Source organism: Telmatospirillum siberiense, assembly GCF_002845745.1.
Lineage (GTDB): Bacteria > Pseudomonadota > Alphaproteobacteria > Rhodospirillales > Magnetospirillaceae > Telmatospirillum > Telmatospirillum siberiense.
This window is the reverse complement of sequence record NZ_PIUM01000003.1, coordinates 242,753-265,694: the sequence shown is the minus strand read 5'-3', so window position 1 is coordinate 265,694 and position 22,942 is coordinate 242,753. Positions and strand designations below refer to the sequence as shown.

General features: G+C 63.0%; 19 protein-coding genes. 10 read left to right on the top strand and 9 right to left on the bottom strand.

Features of this window, described 5'->3' with window-relative positions; translation table 11 throughout:
- Window positions 1–2 precede the first annotated feature (2 nt).
- Window positions 3–1,658, bottom strand: a complete 1,656-nt coding sequence (locus CWS72_RS04845; protein WP_101249430.1) for a TolC family protein — start codon at window positions 1,656–1,658, stop codon at window positions 3–5.
- A 51-nt stretch (window positions 1,659–1,709) separates the two neighbouring features.
- Complete coding sequence (locus CWS72_RS28575; protein WP_101249429.1) at window positions 1,710–8,651, bottom strand: Ig-like domain-containing protein; 6,942 nt, start codon at window positions 8,649–8,651, stop codon at window positions 1,710–1,712.
- A gap of 329 nt (window positions 8,652–8,980) precedes the next feature.
- Here CWS72_RS28575 and CWS72_RS04835 point away from each other — a divergent pair, with 329 nt between their 5' ends.
- Genes CWS72_RS04835 through CWS72_RS04825 form a run of 3 tightly spaced genes read left to right on the top strand, consistent with a single transcriptional unit; the run spans window position 8,981 to window position 11,094 of the window.
- Complete coding sequence (locus tag CWS72_RS04835; RefSeq protein WP_101249428.1) at window positions 8,981–9,730, top strand: phage tail protein; 750 nt, start codon at window positions 8,981–8,983, stop codon at window positions 9,728–9,730.
- Window positions 9,731–9,764: 34 nt separating this feature from the next.
- On the top strand, window positions 9,765–10,526 hold the full coding sequence (locus tag CWS72_RS04830) for a phage tail protein (RefSeq protein WP_158240511.1): 762 nt from the start codon (window positions 9,765–9,767) through the stop codon (window positions 10,524–10,526).
- Window positions 10,527–10,542: 16 nt separating this feature from the next.
- Window positions 10,543–11,094: a GNAT family N-acetyltransferase gene (locus CWS72_RS04825; RefSeq protein ID WP_101249426.1), complete on the top strand. Its 552-nt coding sequence runs from the start codon at window positions 10,543–10,545 to the stop codon at window positions 11,092–11,094.
- On the opposite strand, the gene CWS72_RS04820 is transcribed toward CWS72_RS04825, so the two are convergent.
- Together CWS72_RS04820 and CWS72_RS04815 are read right to left on the bottom strand one after the other, a co-directional pair.
- On the bottom strand, window positions 11,048–11,704 hold the full coding sequence (locus CWS72_RS04820) for a hypothetical protein (RefSeq protein ID WP_101249425.1): 657 nt from the start codon (window positions 11,702–11,704) through the stop codon (window positions 11,048–11,050). The two genes, CWS72_RS04825 and CWS72_RS04820, sit on opposite strands and share 47 nt — an antisense overlap.
- A complete protein-coding gene (locus CWS72_RS04815) occupies window positions 11,692–12,459 on the bottom strand; it encodes a 2OG-Fe(II) oxygenase (RefSeq protein ID WP_101249424.1) in 768 nt (255 codons plus the stop codon). Before CWS72_RS04815 ends, CWS72_RS04820 begins: the two co-directional genes overlap by 13 nt.
- A 257-nt stretch (window positions 12,460–12,716) precedes the next feature.
- Here CWS72_RS04815 and galU point away from each other — a divergent pair, with 257 nt between their 5' ends.
- The 3 genes from galU to CWS72_RS04800 are packed head-to-tail and all read left to right on the top strand — an operon-like array spanning window position 12,717 to window position 16,594.
- Window positions 12,717–13,586 (top strand): UTP--glucose-1-phosphate uridylyltransferase GalU, encoded by an 870-nt coding sequence (gene galU, locus CWS72_RS04810; RefSeq protein WP_101249423.1) that lies wholly within the window; start codon window positions 12,717–12,719, stop codon window positions 13,584–13,586.
- A 26-nt stretch (window positions 13,587–13,612) separates the two neighbouring features.
- Window positions 13,613–14,929 (top strand): UDP-glucose dehydrogenase family protein, encoded by a 1,317-nt coding sequence (locus tag CWS72_RS04805; protein WP_101249422.1) that lies wholly within the window; start codon window positions 13,613–13,615, stop codon window positions 14,927–14,929.
- Window positions 14,930–14,959: 30 nt separating this feature from the next.
- A complete protein-coding gene (locus tag CWS72_RS04800) occupies window positions 14,960–16,594 on the top strand; it encodes an alpha-D-glucose phosphate-specific phosphoglucomutase (RefSeq protein ID WP_101249421.1) in 1,635 nt (544 codons plus the stop codon).
- A 43-nt stretch (window positions 16,595–16,637) separates the two neighbouring features.
- Here CWS72_RS04800 and CWS72_RS28570 read toward each other — a convergent pair whose 3' ends face one another.
- The 4 genes from CWS72_RS28570 to CWS72_RS28565 all read right to left on the bottom strand — a co-directional run bounded on the left by CWS72_RS28570 (window position 16,638) and on the right by CWS72_RS28565 (window position 18,370).
- A complete protein-coding gene (locus CWS72_RS28570; RefSeq protein WP_101249420.1) occupies window positions 16,638–17,282 on the bottom strand; it encodes a TetR/AcrR family transcriptional regulator in 645 nt (214 codons plus the stop codon).
- Between the two features lie 6 nt (window positions 17,283–17,288).
- The gene (locus CWS72_RS04790) at window positions 17,289–17,870 is read right to left on the bottom strand and encodes an NADPH-dependent FMN reductase (protein WP_101249419.1); all 582 of its coding nucleotides are present in this window, start codon (window positions 17,868–17,870) and stop codon (window positions 17,289–17,291) included.
- A gap of 154 nt (window positions 17,871–18,024) precedes the next feature.
- A complete protein-coding gene (locus tag CWS72_RS27675; RefSeq protein WP_158240510.1) occupies window positions 18,025–18,162 on the bottom strand; it encodes a hypothetical protein in 138 nt (45 codons plus the stop codon).
- A gap of 79 nt (window positions 18,163–18,241) precedes the next feature.
- Entirely contained in the window at window positions 18,242–18,370 is a 129-nt protein-coding gene (locus CWS72_RS28565) for a hypothetical protein (protein ID WP_274540581.1), read from the bottom strand.
- A 201-nt stretch (window positions 18,371–18,571) separates the two neighbouring features.
- On the opposite strand from CWS72_RS28565, the gene CWS72_RS04785 reads away from it, so the two are divergent.
- The gene (locus tag CWS72_RS04785) at window positions 18,572–19,288 is read left to right on the top strand and encodes an isochorismatase family protein (RefSeq protein ID WP_241911578.1); all 717 of its coding nucleotides are present in this window, start codon (window positions 18,572–18,574) and stop codon (window positions 19,286–19,288) included.
- A gap of 24 nt (window positions 19,289–19,312) precedes the next feature.
- On the opposite strand, the gene CWS72_RS04780 is transcribed toward CWS72_RS04785, so the two are convergent.
- Entirely contained in the window at window positions 19,313–20,524 is a 1,212-nt protein-coding gene (locus tag CWS72_RS04780; protein ID WP_241911577.1) for a serine hydrolase, read from the bottom strand.
- Window positions 20,525–20,887: 363 nt separating this feature from the next.
- Between CWS72_RS04780 and CWS72_RS04775 the strand changes: the two genes are divergently transcribed.
- The 3 genes from CWS72_RS04775 (at window position 20,888) to clpS (ending at window position 22,938) form a co-directional block, all read left to right on the top strand.
- Window positions 20,888–21,574, top strand: coding sequence for a hypothetical protein (locus CWS72_RS04775; protein ID WP_101249416.1), 687 nt, complete (start codon window positions 20,888–20,890; stop codon window positions 21,572–21,574).
- A 182-nt stretch (window positions 21,575–21,756) separates the two neighbouring features.
- On the top strand, window positions 21,757–22,230 hold the full coding sequence (locus CWS72_RS04770) for a phasin family protein (protein ID WP_158240509.1): 474 nt from the start codon (window positions 21,757–21,759) through the stop codon (window positions 22,228–22,230).
- Window positions 22,231–22,605: 375 nt separating this feature from the next.
- Window positions 22,606–22,938, top strand: coding sequence for an ATP-dependent Clp protease adapter ClpS (gene clpS, locus CWS72_RS04765; RefSeq protein ID WP_101249414.1), 333 nt, complete (start codon window positions 22,606–22,608; stop codon window positions 22,936–22,938).
- The last annotated feature ends 4 nt before the right edge of the window (window positions 22,939–22,942 follow it).

Here is a 22,942-nt window from a genome sequence, read left to right as displayed (position 1 = left end):
TGTCAGGCTGCTCCCCGCGATGTGTCGGAAACGGCGCTGAACAGCGGACGCAGATAGGCCCGGTAGAGATGTTCCAGATAGTCGACCGAACGATCGCCGACGCCGCGCCCATCCTCCTTGCCCGCGTCCTGGTCCGTCTGGGGGCCGGCGGCGGCCGGATCGGGTTTGTGGCCGTCCCCGTTTTCCAGTCTGCTCGAGATGGCCTGGCTCAGGCTCGAAAGATCGCCATTGGTGGTCTCGGGCGGGATCACGTCCTCGCCCAGGGTGGACAGGATTTTCGCGTAGGCGTCCTGGACCTGGGCATAGGTCTGGAACAGCCTCAGATGGGAGGTGATGGCGGAGGTGTCGTTCCAGACCCGTTCCAGAACGCCTTGCGCGTCGTTGGACGCCCTGTCCTTCGAGAGCTTGGCCAGCTTGGAGTCGACGACCCACAGGTCGCCGGCCTGGTGGTATTGGCTTTCGGCGTTGTGGAACTGCCGCTCGGCCAGATGGACCTGGGCGAGGACCGCCATGCGTAGCGCCAGCCGGCGGGCCTGGGCGACCTCCTCGTTGGTTTCGGCGAAATCGATCTGGGCCGGGGCCGAGACCAAGTTGATCAGGTTCCACGACATCATGGCACCGGTTTCGTACCAGCGCTTGTCGACGAGGTAGGAGTTGCTGTCGTAACGCCCGGAGGCGGACAGGGAAATGCCCGGCAGGATGCGTAGGATGGCCTTGCGAGTGTCATCCACCGCGATCCGGGCCAGATAGGCCTGTTCATGCAGGTCGGGATTGTTGAGGAAGGCGACCTCCTCCATTTTCTCTATCGGCATGGTCACTTGAGGCGTCGGCATCTGGTCGGGCACCGCCAGGGTGATCTCGCTGCCCGGCGGCAGGTTGATCAGGGCGGCCAACTGGATCTGCGCGGTGGACAGTTCCTCCTCGATGCTTGTCAACTGGCGCAGGGTTTCCAACAGCGTCTTCTGATAGCGCAATGCCTCGGCCGGGGCCTTGAGGTTCTCCTGCTCCACCGTGCGCGAGGTTTCGAGAGCCTCCCTGGCCTCGGTCACCGCCCTCTCGACGGACGGTTTGAGAACCTGATAGGCGGCGGCGCGCCAGAAGGCGTAACGGACCTCCTGAACCAGGATGTTGACCGTCTTGCGCCGCCGTTCACCGGCGATCAGCGCCCGGTCGGCATCCTGATGGGCGGTGTAATAGGAGACGCCGAAGTCGAGAATGTTCCAGGAGATGCTCAGATCGCCGACCCGGCGGTCGCGATCCTGCGAGACGGTGGGATTGGCGTTGGACGGCAGGCCGGTGACCACGTCGGTCGAACGGGCGATGTAGGGGACGTTGCGCCCCGCGTAGCCGGCTTGCGCGGCCACATGCGGTAGCAACTCGAACTTATCGAGGTCGGTCTGGCCCAGCGCCAGGGCTTCTTCCATCATCTTCGCCCGCTTGTCGAGATTGTATTTGAGCGCGCGGGCGATGGCGTCGGCCATGGTGAGCGGCGCCGCCGGGGCCGGTTCGGTGGCGAACATCGCCTGACGGTCTTCCGCGGCCTGCCGGGCCAGATCGGCTGGCTGGAGCGGTTCGGGCTTCACCGCGCAGGCCGAAAGCAACGCCACCAAGGACACAGACATCGCCAGACGGCGACGATCCCCACCGAATCCCCACATCCTCAAGTCCCCCATATCTTGTCTGTCCTATGTGCTATGTCTCGATTTCTCTCAGGCCGCCCGGCCGCCGATCAGCGCGAGGATTTTCGCCATGCGTCCATCCCGCCCCATCGTCCGCAACTGATCCGACAGGCCGGCCCGGCCGGTCGCGGCGGCCTGTCTGACGGCCTTCCCCGTCTCTCCGGCGTCGGCGTTATTGGCCGTAACATTGAGCCGGAAGATCTGCACCGCCTGGTGCCCCTGGCCATCCCTGGCCGTCACCCTGATCTCCACCGAGCGGGCACCCGGCGGCGCGGTCCCTTCGAACTTGCCGGTGGCCGGATTGAAGCTCAGCCAGGAGGGGAGCGGGCGACCGTCGGCTTGGACCGCGGTCAACGTCACCGACATACTGGCCTGGGTTACCGCGAAGGCGTCGGTGGGTACGGTGAAGTCGACCCGGCCGCCGGTCGCCGTCACCTGGCCGATCGGCCTGGCGACCACCACTTCCGAAAGACCGAGATGCTGCGGATCGCTGATCACCATCACCGAAAGTCCGCCCGAGACCGGCGACGATGTCGCGACGAGCGGCGTCAAGGTGACGGGGGGCGTGGATTGGACCGTCACGCCCGTACCGGAGGAGACGACCGTCTGCATGCCGGACGGGCGGGCGCCCAGACTGCTCGTCGTGACGACGGTTTCCAGCCCGGCGGAAAAGGTGTCTTGAGCAATCGTCACCAGCGGAGCGGATGTCTGGACGGCCTGGGCCGTGCTGGTGGTGGTCGTGACGCTGCTCATGATCGTCTCGACCGGCGTCGGCGGAGTGATCGTCGGCGCCACGACGGTGACGGCGATGCTGCCGCTGGCCGTTTGGGCGGGACCGCCGCTGTTCCCCTGGTCGTTGACCGTCACCGTCAGCGTATCCGACCCTTGGGCGGTGCTGAGCGCCTGGTAGGTGAGGCCCGTCAGCGCGCCGTTGAGGGCGGAGAGCGATCCCGACAGGGTGATCGCCGAACTTCCGTTTCCGCTGACCGTGAGCCCCGCGCCGGTGGCGCCTATGCGCAGGATGCCGCCTTGAGCGGCGGTGATGGTGATGGTTTCGGTTCCGCCTCGCGCATCGGCGTCGCTGATCTGGATGGCCGTCGGCAGCGCGTGCGCCTGGGTATCGCTGACCGAGAGGCTGCCCGGCAGGCTGATGGCCGGGGCATCGTTGACGGCGGTGACGGTGACGCTGCTGGTGGCCGTCTGGCTGGTGATGGTGGCGTCACTGGCCGTCCAACTGATGGTCCGGGTGGCGCTGACGAGCGTCGGATCGCTGCTGGTCGAACTGAAGCTGACCGAGGAGAGCGCCGCCTGGTAACTGGCGGCGCTGGCCGAGCCGGAGAGGGTGAGCACGCCGGTGGCGGCGTTGTAGCTTCCGGTGATGCCGTTCTGGCTGGTGAAGTTGAGCTGGTCACCGGCCGTTAGGCCGCCGGTAATAGCCACCGTCGCCCCGGTTACCGTGGTGCCGGGATCGCTGACGGTCAAGCCGCCATCAAGGATGGCCGCGGTGCCCCGTTCGGCATAAAGGGCGGTATTGCCCGCGCCGCCCAAGGTCGGTCCGTTGGACAGCGTGACGCTGGTGGTGACCGCCGACGATGGAAGTGTGCCGTCGGTGACCTGCCAGGAAACCGTGCGGGTGGTGGTGCTGGCCGACGTGGTCTGGAAGGTGAGCGAGTCCAGAACCTGCTGGTAATGGGCCAGCGTATCGCCGCCGCTGAGCGTCATGATCCCGGTGGCGGCGTTGTAGCTGGCGCTGATGCCGGTCCCGGAGGTCGTCGCCGCCAGGACGTCGCCGCTGGCGAACCCGCCGGAAATGCCGACCGTGGCGCCGGAAAGGGTCTGGTTGTCGGCGTCGCTGGCGGTGATGGCCTGATCGAGGCTCACCGCGCCGCCGCCCGCCGCATAGGCGGCCGTGCTGCCGGCGCCGCTTAAGCTGGGCGCGTTGTCGACGGCGGTGATCGAGACGCTGCTGGTGACGGCTGTGCTGTTGAGACTGCCGTCGTTCACCGTCCAGCTGATGGTACGCGCGGTGTCGGCGCCATAGTTGGTGGGGTTCTGGCTGGAGGAGCTGAAGGTGACGGATTCCAGCGCCGTCTGATAATTGGCCAGGCTGGCCGAGCCGGAAAGGGTGAGCACGCCGGTGGAGGCGTTGTAGCTTCCGGTGATGCCGTTCTGGCTGGTGAAGTTGAGCGTGTCTCCGGCCAGGAAGCCGCTGGAGATCGAAACCGTGGCGCTGCCCAGCGTTTGGTTGTCGACGTCGCTTACGGTAATGGCCGACGAGAGCGTGGCGGCGGCGCCGGCCTCCGTATAGCTGGACGTGTTGCCGGCGCCGCTTAAGCTGGGAGCGCCGTCGACGGCGGTGATCGAGACGGTGCTGGTGACGGCGGTGCTGTTGAGGCTGCCGTCGTTCACCGTCCAGCTGATGGTGCGCGAGGTATTGGCGCCGTAGTTGGTGGGGTTCTGGCTGGAGGAACCGAAGGTGATGGATTCCAGCGCCGCCTGATAGTTGGCGAGGCTGGCCGAGCCGGAAAGGGTGAGCACGCCGGTGGAGGCGTTGTAGCTGCCGGAGATGCCGTTCTGGCCGGTGAAACCGAGCGTGTCGCCGGTGAAGAAACCGCTGGAGATCGAAACCGTAGCGCCGCTGAGCGTCTGGTTGTCGAGGTCGCTGGCGGTGATGGCCGACGACAGCGTGGCGGCGGCGCCGGCTTCCGTATAGCTGGCCGTGTTGCCGGCGTTGGCGAGGGCGGGCGCGTCGTCGGTCGCATTGATGCTGACCGTGGTGGTACCGGATCCGATGTTGTCGCTCGACTGTCCGTCGTCGACCTGCCAGGTGATGGTGCGCGCGGTGTTGGCGCCATAGTTGGTGGGATTGTGGCTGGCGGTGCCGAAGGTGACGGACTCCAGCGCCGCCTGATAGTTGGCGATGCTGGCCGTGCCGGAGAGAGTGAGCACGCCGGTCGCGGCGTTATAGCTGCCGGTGATGCCGTTCTGGCTGGTGAAGCCGAGCGTGTCGCCGGTCAGGAAGCCGCTGGAAATGGTCACCGTGGCGCTGGCGATGGTTTGGGCCGTGTTGGCGCTGTTGGTGTCGCTCAGGGTCAGGGCGGAATCGATGACGGCGGCGGCTCCGCCCTCGCTGAAGCTGCTGGAATGGCCGGCGGTGACGAGCGGGCCGAAGCCCACCACGAAGGTGGCTTCCGTGGCGTTGGCCGCCACGGCGTTTCCGGCCAGATCCTTCACCTGGCCGGCGATCATGGCGATGGTGTAGGTGCCGACATCCGAGGTCTGCCAACTGCTGGAGGGCGGCGATACCGTATAGGTGGCGGTGTTGGTGCCGGCGTTCCAGGTGACCGAGGTGACGGTCAGGGTGCCCCCGCCCGGCTTGGTGACCGTGACGTTCGTCAGGTCGATGGTGCCGCTGTCGATGCCGGTGCCGGTGCCGCTATAGACCACGTCGAAGCTGTAGGAGGTGCCGCCGGTCGAGGTGACGGCCGGCGCGCTGACCGACGAGACGACGGGCGCGGTGGTGTCGATGGTAACCGAAAGGCCAGAGGAGGCGACGGAGACGTTGCCGGCGGTATCTGTGGCCTTGGCGGTGATGGCGTGGCTGCCCGAGGACAAAGTGCTGCTGGTGATCGACCAGTTGCCCGATCCGTTCGCCGTGGCCGTCCCGACGGCCGTCGCGCCGTCGTAGAGGGTGACGGTGGCGTTGGCCTCGGCGGTTCCGGTGAAGACCGGCGTGGAGACGCTGGTGGCGTTATCCGTGGACGAACTGCCGCTATCGCTGGCGGTGGCCAGATCGGGCATCGAGGGTGCCGACGGAGCGGCTGTGTCGATGGTGACGGAAAGGCCCGAAGAGGCGGCGGAGACGTTGCCGGCGGTATCGGTGGCCTTGGCGGTGATGGTGTGACCGCCCGAGGACAAAGCGCTGCTGGTGATCGACCAGTTGCCCGACCCGTCCGCCGTGCCGGTTCCGATGAGTGTCGCGCCGTCGTAGAGGGTGACGGTGGCATTGGCCTCGGCGGTTCCGGTGAAGGTCGGCGTGGTGACGTTGGTGATGTTGTCGGTGGACGAACTGCCGCTGTCGCTGGCGGTGGCCAGATCGGGGGTCGAGGGCGCCGACGGAGCGGCGGTATCGATGGTAACGGAAAGGCCCGAAGAGGCGGCGGAGACGTTGCCGGCGGCATCGGTGGCCTTGGCGGTGATGGTGTGACCGCCCGAGGACAAAGTGCTGCTGGTGATCGACCAGTTGCCCGACCCGTCCGCCGTGCCGGTTCCGATGACCGTCGCGCCGTCGTAGAGGGTGACGGTGGCATTGGCCTCGGCGGTTCCGGTGAAGGTCGGCGTGGTGGCGCTGGTAATGTTGTCCGTGGACGAACTGCCGCTGTCGCTGGCGGTGGCCAGATCGGGCGTCGTGGGCGCCGACGGCGCCGCGGTGTCGATGGTATAGGTCTGCCCGCTGGCGTAGCCGCCGGAAATGGCATTGCCGGCTGTGTCCGTGATGCCGGTGCCCGAGCTGTTGAGATCGAGGCGAAGCGTGCCGGTTCCGCTGAGGCCGGTGACGGTCACCGTGTAGACCGTCCCGCTGACCAGTGCCACGCTGATACCGGTCGAGGCGACGGTTCCGGTGGTCGTCACGGTGAAGTCGGTTGCGTCCACCCCGGTGACGCTTTCCGAAAAAGTTACCGTGAACTGTTCGCTGCTTCCGTTGGTCGGCGTGCTGCCAATCCGGACGTCCGATGCGACGGAGGGCGCCGTGGTGTCGATGGTGACGGACAGACCCGACGAGGCAACTGAGGTGTTGCCGGCGGTATCTGTGGCCTTGGCGGTGATGGCGTGGCTGCCCGAGGACAAAGTGCTGCTGGTGATCGACCAGTTGCCCGATCCGTCCGCCGCGGCCGTTCCGACGGCCGTCGCGCCGTCGTAGAGGGTGACGGTGGCGTTGGCCTCGGCGGTTCCGGTGAAGACCGGCGTGGCGATGTCGGTGAGGTTGTCGGTGGACGAACTGCCGCTGTCGCTGGCGGTGGCCAGATCGGGGGTGGACGGCGCGGAGGGAGCGGTGGTGTCGATGGTGATGGAAAGGCCCGACGAGACGCTGGAGACATTGCCGGCGGCGTCGGCGGCCTTGGCGGTGATGGTGTGGCCGCCCGTCGAGAGGGTGCTGGAGGTGATCGACCAGTTGCCCGATCCATCGGCCGTCCCCGTGCCGATGACCGTTGAACCATCGTAGAGGGTAACGGTGGCATTGGCTTCGGTGGTGCCGGTGAAGACCGGCGTGGTGGCGTTGGTAATGTTGTCGGTGGAGGAACTTCCGTTATCGCTGGCGGTGGCCAGATCGGGTGTCGACGGGGTCGACGGTGCCGTCGTGTCGATGACGATGGCCTTGTTCGCGCCAAGGGATCCCGCCGCGCCGGGCGTGGGAAGCGTCAGCGCCGCCGCCGCGCTGTTGTAGCTGTCGGTGATGGTCCCGCCGTTCAGGATCAGCGCGCCGCTGCTGCTGTAATCGAGATCGCTGCTGCTGTCGCCCGCCTGAACCACATAGGTGAAGGTCAGCGTGTTCGTGCCCGATCCGCTGGCATAGGTCGCGTATTCGCTGGTGCTTCCCGTCGCCAGCCGCAGTTCCGGCGCGCCGGTGACCGTCACGATATGGTCGTAGGTGACCTGGATGCTGACGGTGGAGCCCGCTTTGTAGGCGCCGTCGGTGGTCGACGACGTCACGCTGGTCACGGCCGTTGGACCGATCGCCCTGACATTGGTGATGTCGAAGTTGTTGTAAAGACTATAGCCGTCGGTTTGGATGATGACTTCCGTCACATCGCTGAGCGTGGAGCCGAGGCTGGAAATGGTTCCGGTCGAATAGGTGCCGCCGGTAATCAGCGACGATTCAGTGATGGTGTGCGTACCCGTCGACAGGCTCGTATAGGTGATGGTGAAGGTGGTGTTGGAATTGTCCAAAAGATAGGCGAGGGAATTGAGCTGGAATTCATATCCCGCCGGGGCGTCGAGCTTGAGGACGACGTTCGATCCGTTCCCATTCGTGCCGTCCAGGGAATAGATGCCGGTAAAGACCTGGCTGGCGACGGTTTCGAAATCCATGTATTGATTGCCGGACGCCGTCGTCGAAAACGTGAAATTTCCCGCCGACGTATAGCCGGGAACCGTATCGAGCACCGTATAGGGGCCGGAGCCGTTTACACTTTCGCCACCGGTGAAGGTAACCGTTCCCAGCAGTTCGTTGTAATGCGAGCTGTCCGCCGTCAGTACCGTGGCGACGTCGATCACGCCGGTTTTCGATTCCAGCGTCCAGTTGCCCCCCAGATCGGACGCCCCGGTATTGTCCGTCGATGCCGCCACATTGGCCCCGGTGTCCGCCGCCAGATCGGTGATCAGCTTCTGCCCGTCGGTTCCCGCCGCCAAGTCGCAGCCATAGATCAGCAGATCGCCGCCGGCGTTCAGCGCATGGCCGATCTCGGCCAGTTCGGCCTGGATGGTGGCGTTGGACAGGCCGGCGTCGGTGAGGATGTTGGTCCCCAGCTCGATCACGCCCTCGGACCCATGGGACAGGACATGGATGGCGTCATAGCCGCTGTTGCTTTCCGCCCAGACGGCCATCTGGGCCAGCCCGTCCTTGCCGCCGTCGATCAGCTCGATGGCCATTCCCGGCTTTGACGCCTGGATATCGGCCACCAGTTGCCGCCAGTTGTCCAGCGAGGTGTCGACGAAGGTGACTTCCTTTTTGCCGCCGTCCTTGGAGGCGTCGGCGGCCTGTACCTCGACGGGGGCGGCCACTGCGGGGATCAAGGCCTTGGCCGCCGCGTCGGCGGCCGCGTGGGCGGCGGTGGTGGCGGCCGCGCCGTCGTACATCAGCCGGGGTTCCAGGGTCATCACGCCGAAAGGCAGCCGATGACGCCGAAGTCCGCTTGAAGGTGACGACGGAAAGCCGCCGTCCACCGCAAAATCATTAAAATCCGATTTCATCCCCACCACTCCACCGGAAACCTAAAGTTTTATCGCACATACATTTGGCTTATGCATTCGTCCGGCAAGCCAAGAGCCGGAAAATAAAAATTAAAGCAAATGTTTGATTGTCCTTATACGGCCAAACGATTGAATTCTGTCGATAACTTTATCACTCTTCATTGATAAATTCACGATCAGCGGTTGTGTCGTCAGGATCCATTCGATCTGTCTATGCGCTGGGTGATTATGGATGAATAGCATATTTAAATATACAACGATGAGTGTGATAGTGTTCAAAAAAACAACTTTTGAGGGCTTCGGCAGACAAAAAGTAGGGAGGTCTTGTCATGGACGTCTATCTTGGAACCGTCATGCTCTGGGCGGTGCCCTGGGTCCCCAGGGGCTGGCATTTGTGTGACGGCACGTTGCTTCCAATCAACGCCAACCAGGCTTTGTTCGCACTGCTTGGAACCACCTATGGTGGTGACGGGCAGGCGAATTTCGCTCTGCCGGACCTGCGCAATCGTGTTCCGCTGGGCAGCACGACGAGCGTCGGTCCTTTCATCTCCAACGCCCCCGTCGCTGGCAGCCCCGGTCATCTCGTCGCCCAAGGGGCGTTGACGGTGATCAACCTGCCCCAGCATACTCATAGCGCCACCTTCACCGGTACCGGTGGCGGCGGCAACGGTCCGTTGCAGGCCAGCGGCACGGTCTCCCTGCCGTTCAGCGCTCCGACCACCGTCAATTCGGCGGGAACGGCGAAAATCGCCGCTTCGACGCTGGCCGCCGGTTCCAGCAGCGCCACGGCCAACGCGGTCCTGGCCACGACCGCCGGTCCGCCGGCCAAGATCTACGCGACCGGCACGCCAGACACGGTTCTGGGCACCAGCACGTCGGTGTCGGTTTCCGGCAGCGTTACCGTGACCGGCAATGCCAGTGGGACCGTGACCCTGCCGGTCACCGGGGCCACCGGCATCACCGGCGGCCAAGTCTCCATCGGCCAAACCGGCATGGGGGCGGCGTTCGGGGTCGCGGTCCCCTCGCAATCGATCAATTTCATCATCGCCATCGAGGGATTTTATCCGCCCCGTAGTTGACCCCGGCGTCCCACTTATCCTGAAAGGAATGATCATGGCGGAACCCTATATCGGACAGGTCCTTCTCTGGGCCGGCGAGCGCATCCCGAACGGCTGGCATGTGTGCGACGGGACATTGTTGTCCGTCCAGAACTTTACCGCGCTTTTTTCCATCATCGGCACGCGCTACGGCGGCAACGGAACCAGCAATTTCGCCATTCCGGATTTGCGCAGTTGCGTACCTTTCGGCGCCGACAGCAGGGGCGCCCCGATTGAAGGCGCCAACAACGCCCCATGGCCCGTGGCTGTTGAACCCTATCTCCAAATGCAATTGGAGCTCACGGCGAATAACATCCCGCAACACATTCATGGCGCCACGTTCGCCGGCACCGGTGGCGGCGGCAGCGGTCCGTTGCAGGCCAGCGGCACGGTCTCCCTGCCGTTCAGCGCTCCGACCACCGTCAATTCGACGGGAACGGCGAAAATCGCCGCTTCGACGCTGGCCGCCGGTTCCAGCAGCGCCACGGCCAACGCGGTCCTGGCCACGACCGCCGGTCCGCCGGCCAAGATCTACGCGACCGGCACGCCAGACACGGTTCTGGGTACCAGCACGTCGGTGTCGGTTTCCGGCAGCGCGACCGTGACCGGCAATGCCAGCGGGACCGTGACCCTGCCGGTCACCGGGGCCACTGGCATCACCGGCGGTTCGGTGACGGTCCAGCCGTTCGGTCTTGGCTATCCGGTCACCCTGACCTTGCCCACCCGTCCGATGAATTACATCATCGCGGTGGAAGGGCTTTATCCGTCCTACAATTGAGGGAGGGTCGCGGGAAATGATTGCCGTCGCCGTCCGGTTCGAGCGGGAACTGGCGGCGGCGGTCCCCTCCCTGGCCAGCCGGCCCGCCGACGCGGCGGCGCGGGCGCTGATCGACGCCATGGTGGCCGAGGATTTCATCGACCGCTGTCCCGGCCTGCCGGACGGGATGGCGGCCGACATGGCCATGCTGCAGGTCCGTGCCCGCCGCGATGGATACCGCCGGCAGTATTCCCATGCCGGGCCCGCCGACGGCGAGGCATTGCTGACGCTCGACCGGGAACCCGTCGGCCATTGGTGGGTTTTATGGCAGGCCGACCTTATCCATCTGGTCGATCTGGCCTTGTGTCGGTCCATGCGGGGGCGCGGGCTGGGCACGGCCCTGCTCGCGGCGGTCTGCGCCGCCGCCGATGGGGAGGGACTGCCGGTGACCCTGTCGGTCAGTCCGGCCAATCCGGCGCAAAGGCTCTATCGCCGGCTGGGATTCGCGGTGGAGGAGGGCGGGGAACAGCCGGCCTTTCTCGCTATGCGCCGGCCGCCTCGCGCGTTCGGTAGAAATCCAGCAGGCTAGGGCAAAGGCCTTCCAGCCGGACCTCCACCTCGGGTTCGCGGGGCTTGGCGCGTCGACCGGGCCGGAGCCCGCGGGGATCGCAGTTGCCGAAGGACAATTCGAAATCGCGAAACAGGCCGGGGACATGCCGCCACAGGGCCGCCACCATGTCGGTCTGGGTACGTTCGAATCGGTAAAAATCGTCCGAAACCGGCCAGCCGAGGCGGTTCACCGTCTCGATCACCACCGGCTTGCGGTCGACGAAGTCCTCGTAAGCGATCACCGCGTCGAAGCTGCCGCGCCCGAGGAACAGCCGTTCGATCAGGGCGAACTTTTCATCCATCAGGCCGGAATGGTTCCGGTAGGGCTTGGCGCGCAGGCTGACGTAATTGTCCCTGGGATCGCGCAGCAGCAGGATCGTCCGGTCGGGCCGGAAGCGTTCGGCATGCAGGGCGAAGGGGAAGGCGGTGGTGACGGTGCATTTGGCCACCTGGTCGAGGGACGTGTCGAGGTAAGGGGCGGCATAGAAATTGAGGATGTCGACCAGCGCCAGGCAATCGGGCCGCTCGGCCAGGAAATAGGTGAAGGTGCTGGCCCCGCTCGACTGCAGGCCGTGAATCAGGAGACGCATGGGGTTAGCCAATCCTCGCCGATCTCGGCGGTGATGAAGACATAGCGCCGCGTCGCCGGGGTGACCGCCCGCGGGCTGACGCCGTGCAGGGCGGCGAGGCTTTGCGGAAACAGCACCAGGCGATTGGCGCGGTAGGGGATGGTGGCCACCGGTTCGACCAGATCGTCGGGAAAGGCGAAGGCGTCGATCCGCGAGGGGATCGCCCCACGCCAGCGATAGAGTACCAGATCGCCCCCTGCGGAGCGGTCGGCGGGATCGCGCACATAGAACAGGCCGGTGAACAGGCGGTTCCGGGTATCGAGATGGGGGCCGCGCGGCGTGCCGGGTGTCATGCTGACCGGCGTGTTGATCTCAAGCCGCGCGTCCTGGAGGACGCGTCCCGGTTCGGCCCGGTCGCGCCCGTAAAGGCCGTATTCATGGCCGCGGACGTGTCCGTCGAGGCAGCGCAGCATGGCCGGGTCCCAATGGGGGGCGAGGAGCGCGTCGACCTCGGCGAGGGTGGCCGGGGAACTGTGAAGTTCAAGGAAATCCCGCCACACCGCCGGCACGCGCTCGTTGCCGAAGGCAAGATGGGCCGACAGCGGATAGCGCTTGTTGTTGGGAGGCGGACCGTCCCAGGCGATGACGGAAAAGGGTGGGAAGTCGTCGCTGAGTTCCCTGTAGAGATCGGCCGGCAACACGTCGTCGGCCACGAGATGAGGGAAAGGATCGGTTCGCAGGTTGTCGACGGAAAGTCGCGAAAAAACGGATCGCATGGGAGGAGTGTCCCCCGTGGGGCTTGGCGAGGTCGAAAAATAACTTATTGGTTGTAGTTAATATAATTTATTCAATCAAACAGAATCTCCAGAACCTCGTCGATCGCGCGGAGATCGCCTGCGGCCGAGACTCCTGGAGCCGGATATGTCCTATGCGCCCGTTGCGTCCGGGGCCGGAGCGTGGCACAAACAGAAGCTGTCTATCGCCGGCCCAACGCCGGGTGGAAAATCTTGTTCTAAGATAAGGAAATTCTTGAATGTCGCGTCGGGTTCGCAAGTGCGTCTTTCCAGTGGGCGGTATGGGAACGCGGTTCCTGCCCGCCACCAAGGCCATGCCGAAGGAAATGCTGCCGGTTGTCGACAAGCCGCTGATTCAATATGCCGTCGAGGAGGCGATCGCCGCCGGCATCGAACATTTCATCTTCGTCACGGGCCGCGGCAAGACCGCCCTTGAAGATCATTTCGATCACGCTCCCGATCTGGAGCGGACGCTTCGCGAACGGGGCAAGACCCTTGAAATCGCGGCAGTGACCTCGTGGATGCCGAAATCGGGTCAGGTCTCCTACACCCGCCAGCAGGAGCCCCTGGGGCTCGGCCATGCCGTCTGGTGCGCCCGCGATCTGGTGGATAACGAGCCTTTCGCCGTAATCCTGCCCGACGATCTCATTCTCGCCAAGACGGCCTGCATGAAGCAATTGGTCGATGCCCATACGGAAGTGGGGGGGCATGTGGTCGCCGTCGCCGATGTGCCGCGCGAGCATACCAAGCGTTATGGCATTCTGGACGTCCTGACCGACGATGGCCGTCTGGCCCGGGCCAAGGGGTTGGTGGAAAAGCCCGAACCCGACAAGGCCCCCTCGACGCTATCGATCATCGGTCGTTATATCCTGCATCCCAGGGTGTTCGATTTTCTCGACAAGCAGGTCAAGGGCGCCGGGAACGAGATCCAATTGACGGATGCCATCGCCAAGACCATCGACAGCGTGCCGTTCCACGGCCTGCGTTTCACGGGGCGCCGGTTCGATTGCGGCGACAAGGTGGGCTGGTTGCACGCCAATCTGTCTTTCGCCCTCGATCGGCCCGACATGCACGATCAGGTGGCCGAAGTTCTGAAAGAGTTCAAATAGCCGTCTGCTTGCCGTAAGGAACCTCCATGCGTATTGCGATGATCGGAACGGGCTACGTCGGTTTGGTGTCCGGCGCCTGTTTTTCCGAGTTCGGCGTCGATGTCGTCTGTGTCGACAAGGACGCCGCCAAGATCGAAGGGCTTCACGCCAACCGGATGCCCATCTATGAGCCGGGGCTCGACGCCCTCGTCGCCGACAATGTCAAGGGCGGCCGGCTCTCCTTCACCACCGATTTGAAGTCGGCGGTGAGCGGGGCCGACGCCGTTTTCATCGCCGTCGGCACGCCCAGCCGGCGCGGTGACGGCCACGCCGACCTGTCCTATGTCTATGATGCCGCCCGCGAAATCGCCCAGTCCCTGACTGGCTACACGGTGGTCGTCACCAAGTCGACGGTGCCCGTGGGAACCGGCCGCGAGGTCGAGCGGATTATCCGCGAAACCCGTCCCGACGCCGATTTCGACGTGGTCTCCAATCCGGAATTCCTGCGGGAAGGCTCCGCGATCAACGATTTCATGCGTCCCGACCGCGTCGTCATCGGTGCCGAGACCGACCGGGCCAGGGCGGTGATGAAGCAGCTCTACCGGGTGCTTTATCTGATCGAGACGCCGATCGTCTTCACTTCGCTCGAAACCTCCGAATTGATCAAATACGCGGCGAACACCTTCCTTGCCGCCAAGATCACCTTCATCAACGAGATCGCCGATCTCTGCGAGGCGGTGGGCGCCGACGTGCATGACGTGGCCCGCGGCATCGGTCTCGACGGCCGAATCGGTAAGAAGTTCCTGCACCCGGGTCCCGGCTACGGCGGATCCTGCTTCCCGAAGGATACGCTGGCTCTGGTGCGCACGGCCCGCGACAAGGGGGCGCCGCTGCGGATCATCGAGACCGTGGTCGCCATCAATGACGAGCGCAAACGCAAGATGGCCGACAAGGTCGTCGCCGCTTGCGCCGGTTCGGTCGAGGGCAAGAGCATCGCGGTGCTGGGCCTGACCTTCAAGCCGAACACCGACGACATGCGGGATTCGCCAAGCCTGGAGATCATTCCCGCCTTGCAGAAGGCGGGCGCCTCCATCCGCGCGTTCGACCCGGAAGGCATGGAAGAGGCACGCCACATGTTCTCCGGCGTAACCTTCTGCGAAAACGCGTATGAGACCTTGCAGTCGGCCGATGCGATGGTGGTTCTGACGGAGTGGAACGAATTCCGCGCGCTTGACTTCGAGAGGGTCAAGTCGCTTCTGCGGGCCCCCATTCTGGTCGACCTGCGCAACATCTACAATCCGGCCGACATGGTCGCCGCCGGCTTCCAATACGTTTCCATCGGGCGTCCGACGCCAAAGGCCTGAGCCAGCCGTTTTCCAAAACCGGAGCCGAAGATGTCCGTCATCACTCGCAAGACCTTGCCCTTTTCCGGTCAGAAGCCCGGAACGTCGGGGCTTCGCAAGAAGGTCACGGTGTTCCAGCAGGCGAATTATCTGGAGAATTTCGTTCAGTCGATCTTCGATTCTCTGGAAGGCTTCGCTGGCAAAACCCTGGTCCTGGGCGGTGATGGACGCTTCTTCAACCGCGAAGCCATCCAGGTCATCCTGCGCATGGCTTCGGCGAACGGTTTCGGCAGGGTGCTGGTGGGGCAGGGCGGGATCCTGTCGACGCCGGCGGTGTCTTGCATCATCCGCAAGCACAAGGCGTTCGGGGGCATCATCTTGTCGGCCAGCCATAATCCCGGCGGGCCGAAGGACGATTTCGGCATCAAATATAATATTTCGGCCGGTGGTCCTGCTCCCGAAAAAGTGACCGAGGCGATCTACGCCAAAAGCCAGGTCATCTCCGAATACCGGACCCTGGATGACGAACGGCCGGTCGATATCGATCGCTTGGGAACGATCGATCTGGGGGGGATGACCGTCGAGGTGATCGATCCTGTCGCCGATTATGCGGAATTGATGGGCAAGCTGTTTGATTTCGCCGCCATTCGCGATCTGTTCTCGTCCGGTTTCCGTATCCGGTTCGATGCCATGCATGCGGTGACGGGGCCTTATGCCAAGACCATTCTGGAAGGACTTCTGGGGGCGGTGCCGGGCAGCGTCGTGCATGGAATTCCCTTGCCGGATTTCGGCGGCGGCCACCCCGATCCCAATCTCGTGCACGCCCATGATCTGGTCGCCGCCCTGGCCGCGCCGGACGCGCCCGACATGGGGGCCGCGTCGGATGGAGACGGCGACCGGAACATGATCATCGGACGCGGTTTTTACGTCACGCCATCGGACAGTCTTGCCGTGCTCGCCGCCAACGCCACTCTGGCGCCCGGTTATGCGAAGGGATTGGCCGGTATCGCCCGCTCGATGCCGACCAGCCAGGCGGCCGACCGTGTGGCGGAGGCCCTGGGCGTTCCCGCCTACGAAACGCCGACCGGCTGGAAATTCTTCGGAAACCTGCTCGATGCCGGGCGGGCCACCTTGTGCGGCGAGGAAAGCTTCGGGACCGGTTCCAATCATGTGCGCGAGAAGGATGGCCTGTGGGCGGTCCTGCTGTGGCTCAATATCCTGGCGAAACGGCGCCAGTCGGTCGAGGCCATCGTGCGCGAGCATTGGACGCGTTTCGGCCGTAACTTCTATTCCCGTCACGACTACGAAGGGTTGGATAGCAAGGCTGCCGAAGGGGTGATGGCTCATCTGCGCCAGCGCCTGCCGACGTTGGCGGGCAGCCAATTGGGCGGCCATCAGGTCGCCACCGCCGACGATTTTGCTTATACCGATCCCGTGGACGGGTCCGTCAGCACGCAGCAGGGGATCAGGATTCTGTTCTCCGACGGGTCCCGTATCGTTTATCGGCTATCGGGCACGGGCACCGAGGGGGCGACCTTGCGGGTTTATATCGAGCGCTTCGAAGCCGATCCGGCCGGGCATGCCCGGGATACCCAGGAGACGTTGGGCGATCTGATTTCCATTGCCCGGGACGTCGCGGAGATCGTGCCCAGGACCGGACGCGATGCACCAACGGTGATTACCTGACGGGGCAGCCGCCTTCCTAACGCTTCGCGAAGGAGGAATGGAGTCACGCCGGGAGGATATATCCGCGCGCGAAAAGCGACAGCGTATCATCGACATGTTTGTCGATGACAGGGGACTCCGGTTTTTCACCATGGGCGAAAACGGCGGAGTTCAAATGATCCCAGATCAGCATATTGTGATAGATGCCGGCCGCTCGTTCCGGCGTCAGATCGCGCAAGCGATTTTGATGCGGGGTTAAAAAAAGCGCGATGATGCGGCGGGTTTCTTCCGGGCCATGCGTCATCCAAGGGCCGCCGATGCCGGGAATGCGTCCCGACTGACCGATGATCAGGCGGTAGAGGCCCAGATGCCGCTCGTCCAGAACGGCCATCATGAGGGTGCGGCCGAGTTGCCGCAGCCCATCTTCCAGGCTCGCATCGGCGAGGTCGAGCGCTTTCAGCGTCGCGTTGACCTGATCGCACAAGCGCTCGACGGTGGCGATGAATAGCCCTTCCTTGCCGCCGAAATGACTGTAGATGTTGGTTTTCGAGCCGCCAGCCTGGGCGATGATGTCGTCCAGACTGACTCGGTCGTATCCATGGGCGAGGAACAGTTCGCTGGCGACGGCGCGCACGCGTTCGCATCGTTCTTCGCCACGGCGCGTGCGGCGGCAGAGGGGGCGATCGTTATTGTTCGACTCGCCGTCCATTGCCGGTCAACGGTCCTTGGCCGATTGCAGCAGGCTGATTTCCTTCAGCAAATCGTCTACGCCCGCCAATGCGAAGGCCAGGGAGGGGGCATCGGTCAGACGCCCTTCCTTGATCTTCTCATGGCTGCTGCCGATGACCACTTGAGGCCGTAGGACGACGCGCACCATGCAGGCCTCCAGGGTTTCCTGGATTTGGCTCTGCGCGCGGACGCCTCCGGTGAAAGCCGGGGAGACCGTGATGATGATGGCGGGTTTGCCGATCAGCGAAGATTGACCATAGGGTCTGGAAGCCCAGTCCAGGGCGTTTTTCAAAACGCCGGGAATGCCATAGTTGAACTCGGGCGAGGAGACGATCAGCCCGTCGCTATCGGCGATCGCCCGGCGCAGGGCCAGGACCGCGGCCGGCCCCTTTCCGTCGTCATCGTCCTGATTGTAAAGCGGCAGATCGTTCAGGGGAAACAGCGTCATCGAGACGCCTTCGCCAAGATTTTCGGCGACGGTATTCAAAACCGCCGTGTTGTGCGATTCACGGCGAAGACTGCCGGACAGTCCGAGAAGGCGGATGGGACGAATATTATCTTGGGGCATGGCTGATCTTTCATCGGCAGGCATGGCGGGAATAGTACGAGGGAGTTGTTCGAACGGCAAGGCATCCGGCTCTGGGAAGGGACATCGGCGATGGCCTCGCATCCCGATGTCCCTTCTGCTGTGTTGTTCCTGTCCGGGGCCGGATCATTGAGATTTACCGGGCCCCGCCAATGGCGGAGGCGTTGAGATTCGTTTCATACCGGTTACCGCTGGTGGTGGCCGAGGTACAAGCGGCCAGAGAGGCGGCGAGGGCCACGACGGCAACGAGGGATTTCAAGGAAATGGTCTTCATGATGGTCTCCTGTCTTCTGCGATTGCGCCGAGACCTGCATGGGATCTTCGGCTGCTTTGTCCGTTCCTGCCGGAACGCCTTACTTGTTCCATTGCAGGGCGGTCGGCGACACCTGGCGGTCGGCGCCGACCGTGGCCGATGTGCAGGCGGCTAAAGAGGCGGCGAGGGCCACGACGGCGACGAGGGATTTAAGGGAAACGCTTTTCATGATGTGCTCCTGTCTTTCAGATAGTGATCTCCGGGATCAGCGGTGGATCGCCGGCTGCTTGGTATGCGGTACATTTGATACCATACGGTATCGTATTCAATAGACGAGTTATGCGGTTATGTATTGGCAGATATGCCCGTCGGTTCCAGTGAGGAGGAAACCGCGTTAAGCTGCGTCATTCGCTTTATTGGAGGTGACGCCTTGAATACGTTTTCGCTTTCCGATCTGCCGCTTGCCTTAGGGGCGTTCGATCTCAAAGGGCGTTCGGTGGGGTTGGTGATCGTCGACGAGATCAATGGATTCGCCACCCCCGGATGCGGCCCGCTGGCACCCGCAGGGCCGGATGGCTGCGTCGAGCGGATGATTTCGCAAACCGATCGTTTGGCACGACTTTTTGAAAAAGAGGGGCGCCCCATTCTGCTGTTCCTGGACAGCCATGAGCCTGGAAAGCTTGAGCCGCCTTATCCGCCTCACTGCGAAAGGGGCAGTGGCCATGAGATGTTGGTTCCGGCGCTGGCCTGGCTGGAAAAGAGCGATCGGGCGCGCTTGGTGCAAAAGGACTGCATCAACGGTTTCATCGGCGCCATCGATGCCGAAACCGGACGCAACGCCGTTATCGAATGGATCAACGATTGTCGCTTGGCTGCTGTCTTGGTGGTGGGGATTTGCACCGATATCTGTGTCATGGACTTTGTCCTGACACTGTTGTCGGCCCGCAATCACGGTTTGATACCCAGCCTGGCGGATGTGGTGGTCTACGAGCCTGGATGCGCCACCTACGATTTACCGCGACCGACGGTGGATGCGTTGGGGCTGCCGGCGACGGCCACCCATCCCAGGGAGTTGACCCACCATATGGGGCTCTATCTGATGGCGTCGCGGGGAGCGATTCTCGCTTCGACGGTGCTGCAATTCTGAGGACCGCCCTGAACCCCGAAATGTCTATCCGGCGTTGATGACCGCGCAGGAAATGCCATTTTTCCCAAGCCGGCGGCATGCTTCCCGCGCGGTGTCCTTGGAAAGACCGATCAGTCTCGCACGGAAGGGGGCATGATTGCCTTTGTTGCGGGCGATGCTGACTTCACCGTCCGCGACCAATTTACCCAATTTATGACGTGCGGTGGTGACCGCCTCCTTCGCCTTGGCCTGCTGGGCGTAGGCCCCGACTTGAATGCCCCAATTGTCTTCGTCGGCATCGCCCGAAGAGTCTTCGTCATCATCAGCGGATGCTTTGGCGCGGCCCGTCTTGCCTGATTTGGCTGCGGTGGAAATGCGTCCGGCCTGTCCCGCCGCCATCGCCTTCATCACCGCGTGATAATCGGATTGATGGGCGGATGCCGTTTTGACCTTGGCTTTGGCCTTGCCCTTTGGCGGAGCGGCGGCGACCGGTTCGTCCTCACCCTGTTGTTCGGGCATTTCGGCCATTTCGACACCGCTGGATCCCGGAGTTCTGGCGAAGGCGGCGTCCAGAAGTTGCGCCATGTGACGGTCGCGGGCGGCAGCGCTCTGGCCACCGAAGACGACACCGATCAGGCGGCGGCCGTCGCGCTTGACCGAGGCGACGAGGTTGAAACCCGACGCGCCGATATAACCGGTCTTGATGCCGTCGACACCATCATACCATTCCATCAGATGGTTGTGGTTGCGCATCGTTTCGCCGTTGTAGGTGAATTGCCCCGTGGAAAAATAGTGGTATTGGCGGGGGTGGTTGTGCAGCAGCGCGCGGGCCAGGGTCGCCATGTCGCGGGCCGAACTGAATTGCGACAGATTGGGAAGGCCTGAGGCGTTGCGGAAAACGGTCTGGCGCATGCCAAGCTCGCGTGCCTTGCGCGTCATGATGTCGGCAAAAGCGGTTTCCGTACCGCCCAGGAATTCGCCGACCGCGACGGCGGCGTCGTTGGCGGACTTGGTGCAAAGGCCCAGGATGGCGTCTTCGACCATGATGGTTTGGCCGGCGCGTAGCCCCAGTTTGGACGGGGACTGGGCGGATGCATGTGCGGAAACGGGAATCCTGTCCGTCAGTTTGACTTGGCCGCGATCAAGGGCGTCGAACAAGAGATAGAGGGTCATCATCTTGGTCAGGGACGCGGGATAGTTCCTGTTGTCGGCATTGACCGCGTGGAGGACTTCACCCGTATCGGCGTCGACAACCATGGAAGCGTATTTCGCTTCGGCCGGCGCTACCATTGCTATAACGAAAAAGCTGACTGATAAGATCAGAATCGCGAGGACGCGGCACGCCGACACGCCAGCATTGAACAAGGATAGAAACTTATGGGCGTTCGACTTCACGTCCTATTGCCTTGAGCTGAAACTGAACAAAACCGACAGTTTTCACAATAGAAAATCCATGCGAGTCTGTCCACAGTTTGGATGCCGGATGTCGTTATTTTTTGTGATGGCCGCAAGTTATTCCCATCCACGCTCGCCTCGAGCGGACATCCAGCCGGAAACGGCGGGTGGACGGAAGCCTCATAATGAGGAAACAATAGAGGGTGTCGCCTTAGGAAGTGGTTAATGATGCTGGAAAAACGCGCTTTTCGGATAGCCGGGCTTTTGGTGTTCATGGCTGTGGCCCTGGCCGGGTGCCGGTATGCCGGTGAAGGATTGGACAATCCGCTCGAACGACGCTTCTTTTGGTTTTCCTTCGTCGCGGGTGACGATATCCGCGAGGCGTGCCGGGCCGGAACGTCAGATCGCTACAGATTCGTCTATAACGGTTTTTGGCGAGAGCAAGTGCGCATCTACGAATTCGAGCCGGCTGGCGATAAGCCGCTCCTTCGGCAGCGTGTGATTTTGTCGGCCACACTCTCCGCCCTTTCGAGCGACGATCTCCTGGCACCCTGGCGGGGGGCGACGGCGCAGACGACGCTTTCTTCCGGGCAACGCGATCATTTGCTGTCTTCTCTCCAGCCCCTGTTCTCTCCGCCACCGACCGGGCTGCGTCTTCCGTCGGACGGCTTTTACTGGGTTGTCGCGGCCTGTGTGAAGGGGCGTTTCGTGGGCAATGCCTGGCTGTTTCCCTCGGATGATTTCGCAGCGTTGACTTTTCCGAAGGAACTGCGGGCTCTTGACCGAACCGACGTGCCTTTCAAGGAAGCCGATCCTTTCGCTTACGTCGGGAGTTACGACCAGCCCCATCTGGCGGCGGAGCGCTGGTATCTGACCGTGGGGCGGGACGGGATTTCGAGTGGGGGATTCTGACGGCGGTGTGACAGAATGCTGCGCTGCACAACTTCCCGTTGACACACTTCATCGTTTGCCGTCAAATTCCGTGATCCCGCACTGCAACATCGAAAGGGGGCGCCCTTTCGCACGGTTTTCGATCGGTCCAACTCCGAGGCGGGACGCCGGATTTCGTACCCAGCATGGAGGAAACTGTTGAAATGACAACCAAGCCCGTGAAAAGCATCGCCGTACCCGTCGTCGAAACCGTCGACGCGGCCGAAGAAACGCCGGCCGTTCAGCAGAACCTTATCGAGCCGGCCGGCAAGGGCGGTTCCGAGATTTTCAAGGGGTATGAGGATCTTCTGCAATTCAACCAGCAAAATCTGGAAGCCTTGTTCCGTTCCGCCGATATCGTCGCCCGTGGAGTGCAGGACCTTTCCCAATCGGTTGTCGCCTTGGCCCAGGGCTCTTTTGAGGATTCTCTCTCGGCCGGCAAGGCTCTCGCCGGAGCCAAAACTTTGAAGGAGGTCATTGATCTCTCGTCTTCGCTGGCTAAATCGAATTTCGACAAGCTGGTGGTCGAAAGCCAGAAACTCGGCGAACTGTCCAGCAAGCTGGCCGAAGAGGCCATCGCTCCGATCAACAAGCGGGTGGATGCCGCGGTCCAGTCGTTGACAAAAATCGCAGCCTGAAGGCGCGGTTGCGAAAAGAGGATCTATACGCGGCGGATTTGCCAGGTAGGATGGTATCGGGCCCGGTGGAGGCACCTCCGCCGGGCTTTTTCGTCTGAAGCGATCATCGAGCGCGAGATGATCGTTTCTCGATTTCGGTGTGCCGGCCGTCCGGCTGAAGAAAAAGGGGCGATGTCCGCATGGCGGTCGAACCCCGCTCGGGACGGCTTAAAACGGCGCTTGTGCTTGTCGCCGCAACCTCCTTCAGGAGGCCCGGCTTATGGGTGAGGTAGAGGGGTGATGGCTCTTTGGCGAAAAGGGGACTTTTCCCCGGCCGTGCCGAACCAATATTATAGGGGTGTCTCGACGACGACATCGGTGAACCGAACCATCCGAATGAGTGAAAACGAGAACGATAGGCCAAACGACGACGGACCGCAGACCGGAGTGGTCATCAAGACCCGACCGAAGACCAAACGTCCGTCGATGTACAAGGTCCTTATGCTGAATGACGATTACACCCCTATGGAATTCGTCGTTCACGTTCTCGAACGCTTTTTCGGCAAGAACCGCGAAGAGGCGACACGCATCATGATGCATGTCCATCAGCGGGGAGTCGGTGTCTGCGGAGTGTACACATATGAAGTGGCGGAGACCAAGGTGACGCAGGTCATGGATTTGGCCAGGCAAAACCAGCATCCGCTGCAGTGTACTATTGAGAAGGAATAATGCC

Coding starts and splice junctions, on each gene's coding strand:
- CWS72_RS04800 (WP_101249421.1), top strand. CDS start 14,960: ATGTCCGTCATCACTCGCAAGACCTTGCCCTTTTCCGGTCAGAAGCCC.
- CWS72_RS27675 (WP_158240510.1), bottom strand. CDS start 18,162: ATGAAGACCATTTCCTTGAAATCCCTCGTTGCCGTCGTGGCCCTCGCC.
- CWS72_RS04830 (WP_158240511.1), top strand. CDS start 9,765: ATGGCGGAACCCTATATCGGACAGGTCCTTCTCTGGGCCGGCGAGCGC.
- clpS (WP_101249414.1), top strand. CDS start 22,606: ATGAGTGAAAACGAGAACGATAGGCCAAACGACGACGGACCGCAGACC.
- CWS72_RS28570 (WP_101249420.1), bottom strand. CDS start 17,282: ATGGACGGCGAGTCGAACAATAACGATCGCCCCCTCTGCCGCCGCACG.
- CWS72_RS04845 (WP_101249430.1), bottom strand. CDS start 1,658: ATGTGGGGATTCGGTGGGGATCGTCGCCGTCTGGCGATGTCTGTGTCC.
- galU (WP_101249423.1), top strand. CDS start 12,717: ATGTCGCGTCGGGTTCGCAAGTGCGTCTTTCCAGTGGGCGGTATGGGA.
- CWS72_RS04780 (WP_241911577.1), bottom strand. CDS start 20,524: ATGGTTGTCGACGCCGATACGGGTGAAGTCCTCCACGCGGTCAATGCC.
- CWS72_RS04770 (WP_158240509.1), top strand. CDS start 21,757: ATGACAACCAAGCCCGTGAAAAGCATCGCCGTACCCGTCGTCGAAACC.
- CWS72_RS04825 (WP_101249426.1), top strand. CDS start 10,543: ATGATTGCCGTCGCCGTCCGGTTCGAGCGGGAACTGGCGGCGGCGGTC.
- CWS72_RS04805 (WP_101249422.1), top strand. CDS start 13,613: ATGCGTATTGCGATGATCGGAACGGGCTACGTCGGTTTGGTGTCCGGC.
- CWS72_RS04835 (WP_101249428.1), top strand. CDS start 8,981: ATGGACGTCTATCTTGGAACCGTCATGCTCTGGGCGGTGCCCTGGGTC.
- CWS72_RS04815 (WP_101249424.1), bottom strand. CDS start 12,459: ATGCGATCCGTTTTTTCGCGACTTTCCGTCGACAACCTGCGAACCGAT.
- CWS72_RS04790 (WP_101249419.1), bottom strand. CDS start 17,870: ATGCCCCAAGATAATATTCGTCCCATCCGCCTTCTCGGACTGTCCGGC.
- CWS72_RS28565 (WP_274540581.1), bottom strand. CDS start 18,370: ATGAAAAGCGTTTCCCTTAAATCCCTCGTCGCCGTCGTGGCCCTCGCC.
- CWS72_RS04820 (WP_101249425.1), bottom strand. CDS start 11,704: ATGCGTCTCCTGATTCACGGCCTGCAGTCGAGCGGGGCCAGCACCTTC.
- CWS72_RS28575 (WP_101249429.1), bottom strand. CDS start 8,651: ATGAAATCGGATTTTAATGATTTTGCGGTGGACGGCGGCTTTCCGTCG.
- CWS72_RS04775 (WP_101249416.1), top strand. CDS start 20,888: ATGATGCTGGAAAAACGCGCTTTTCGGATAGCCGGGCTTTTGGTGTTC.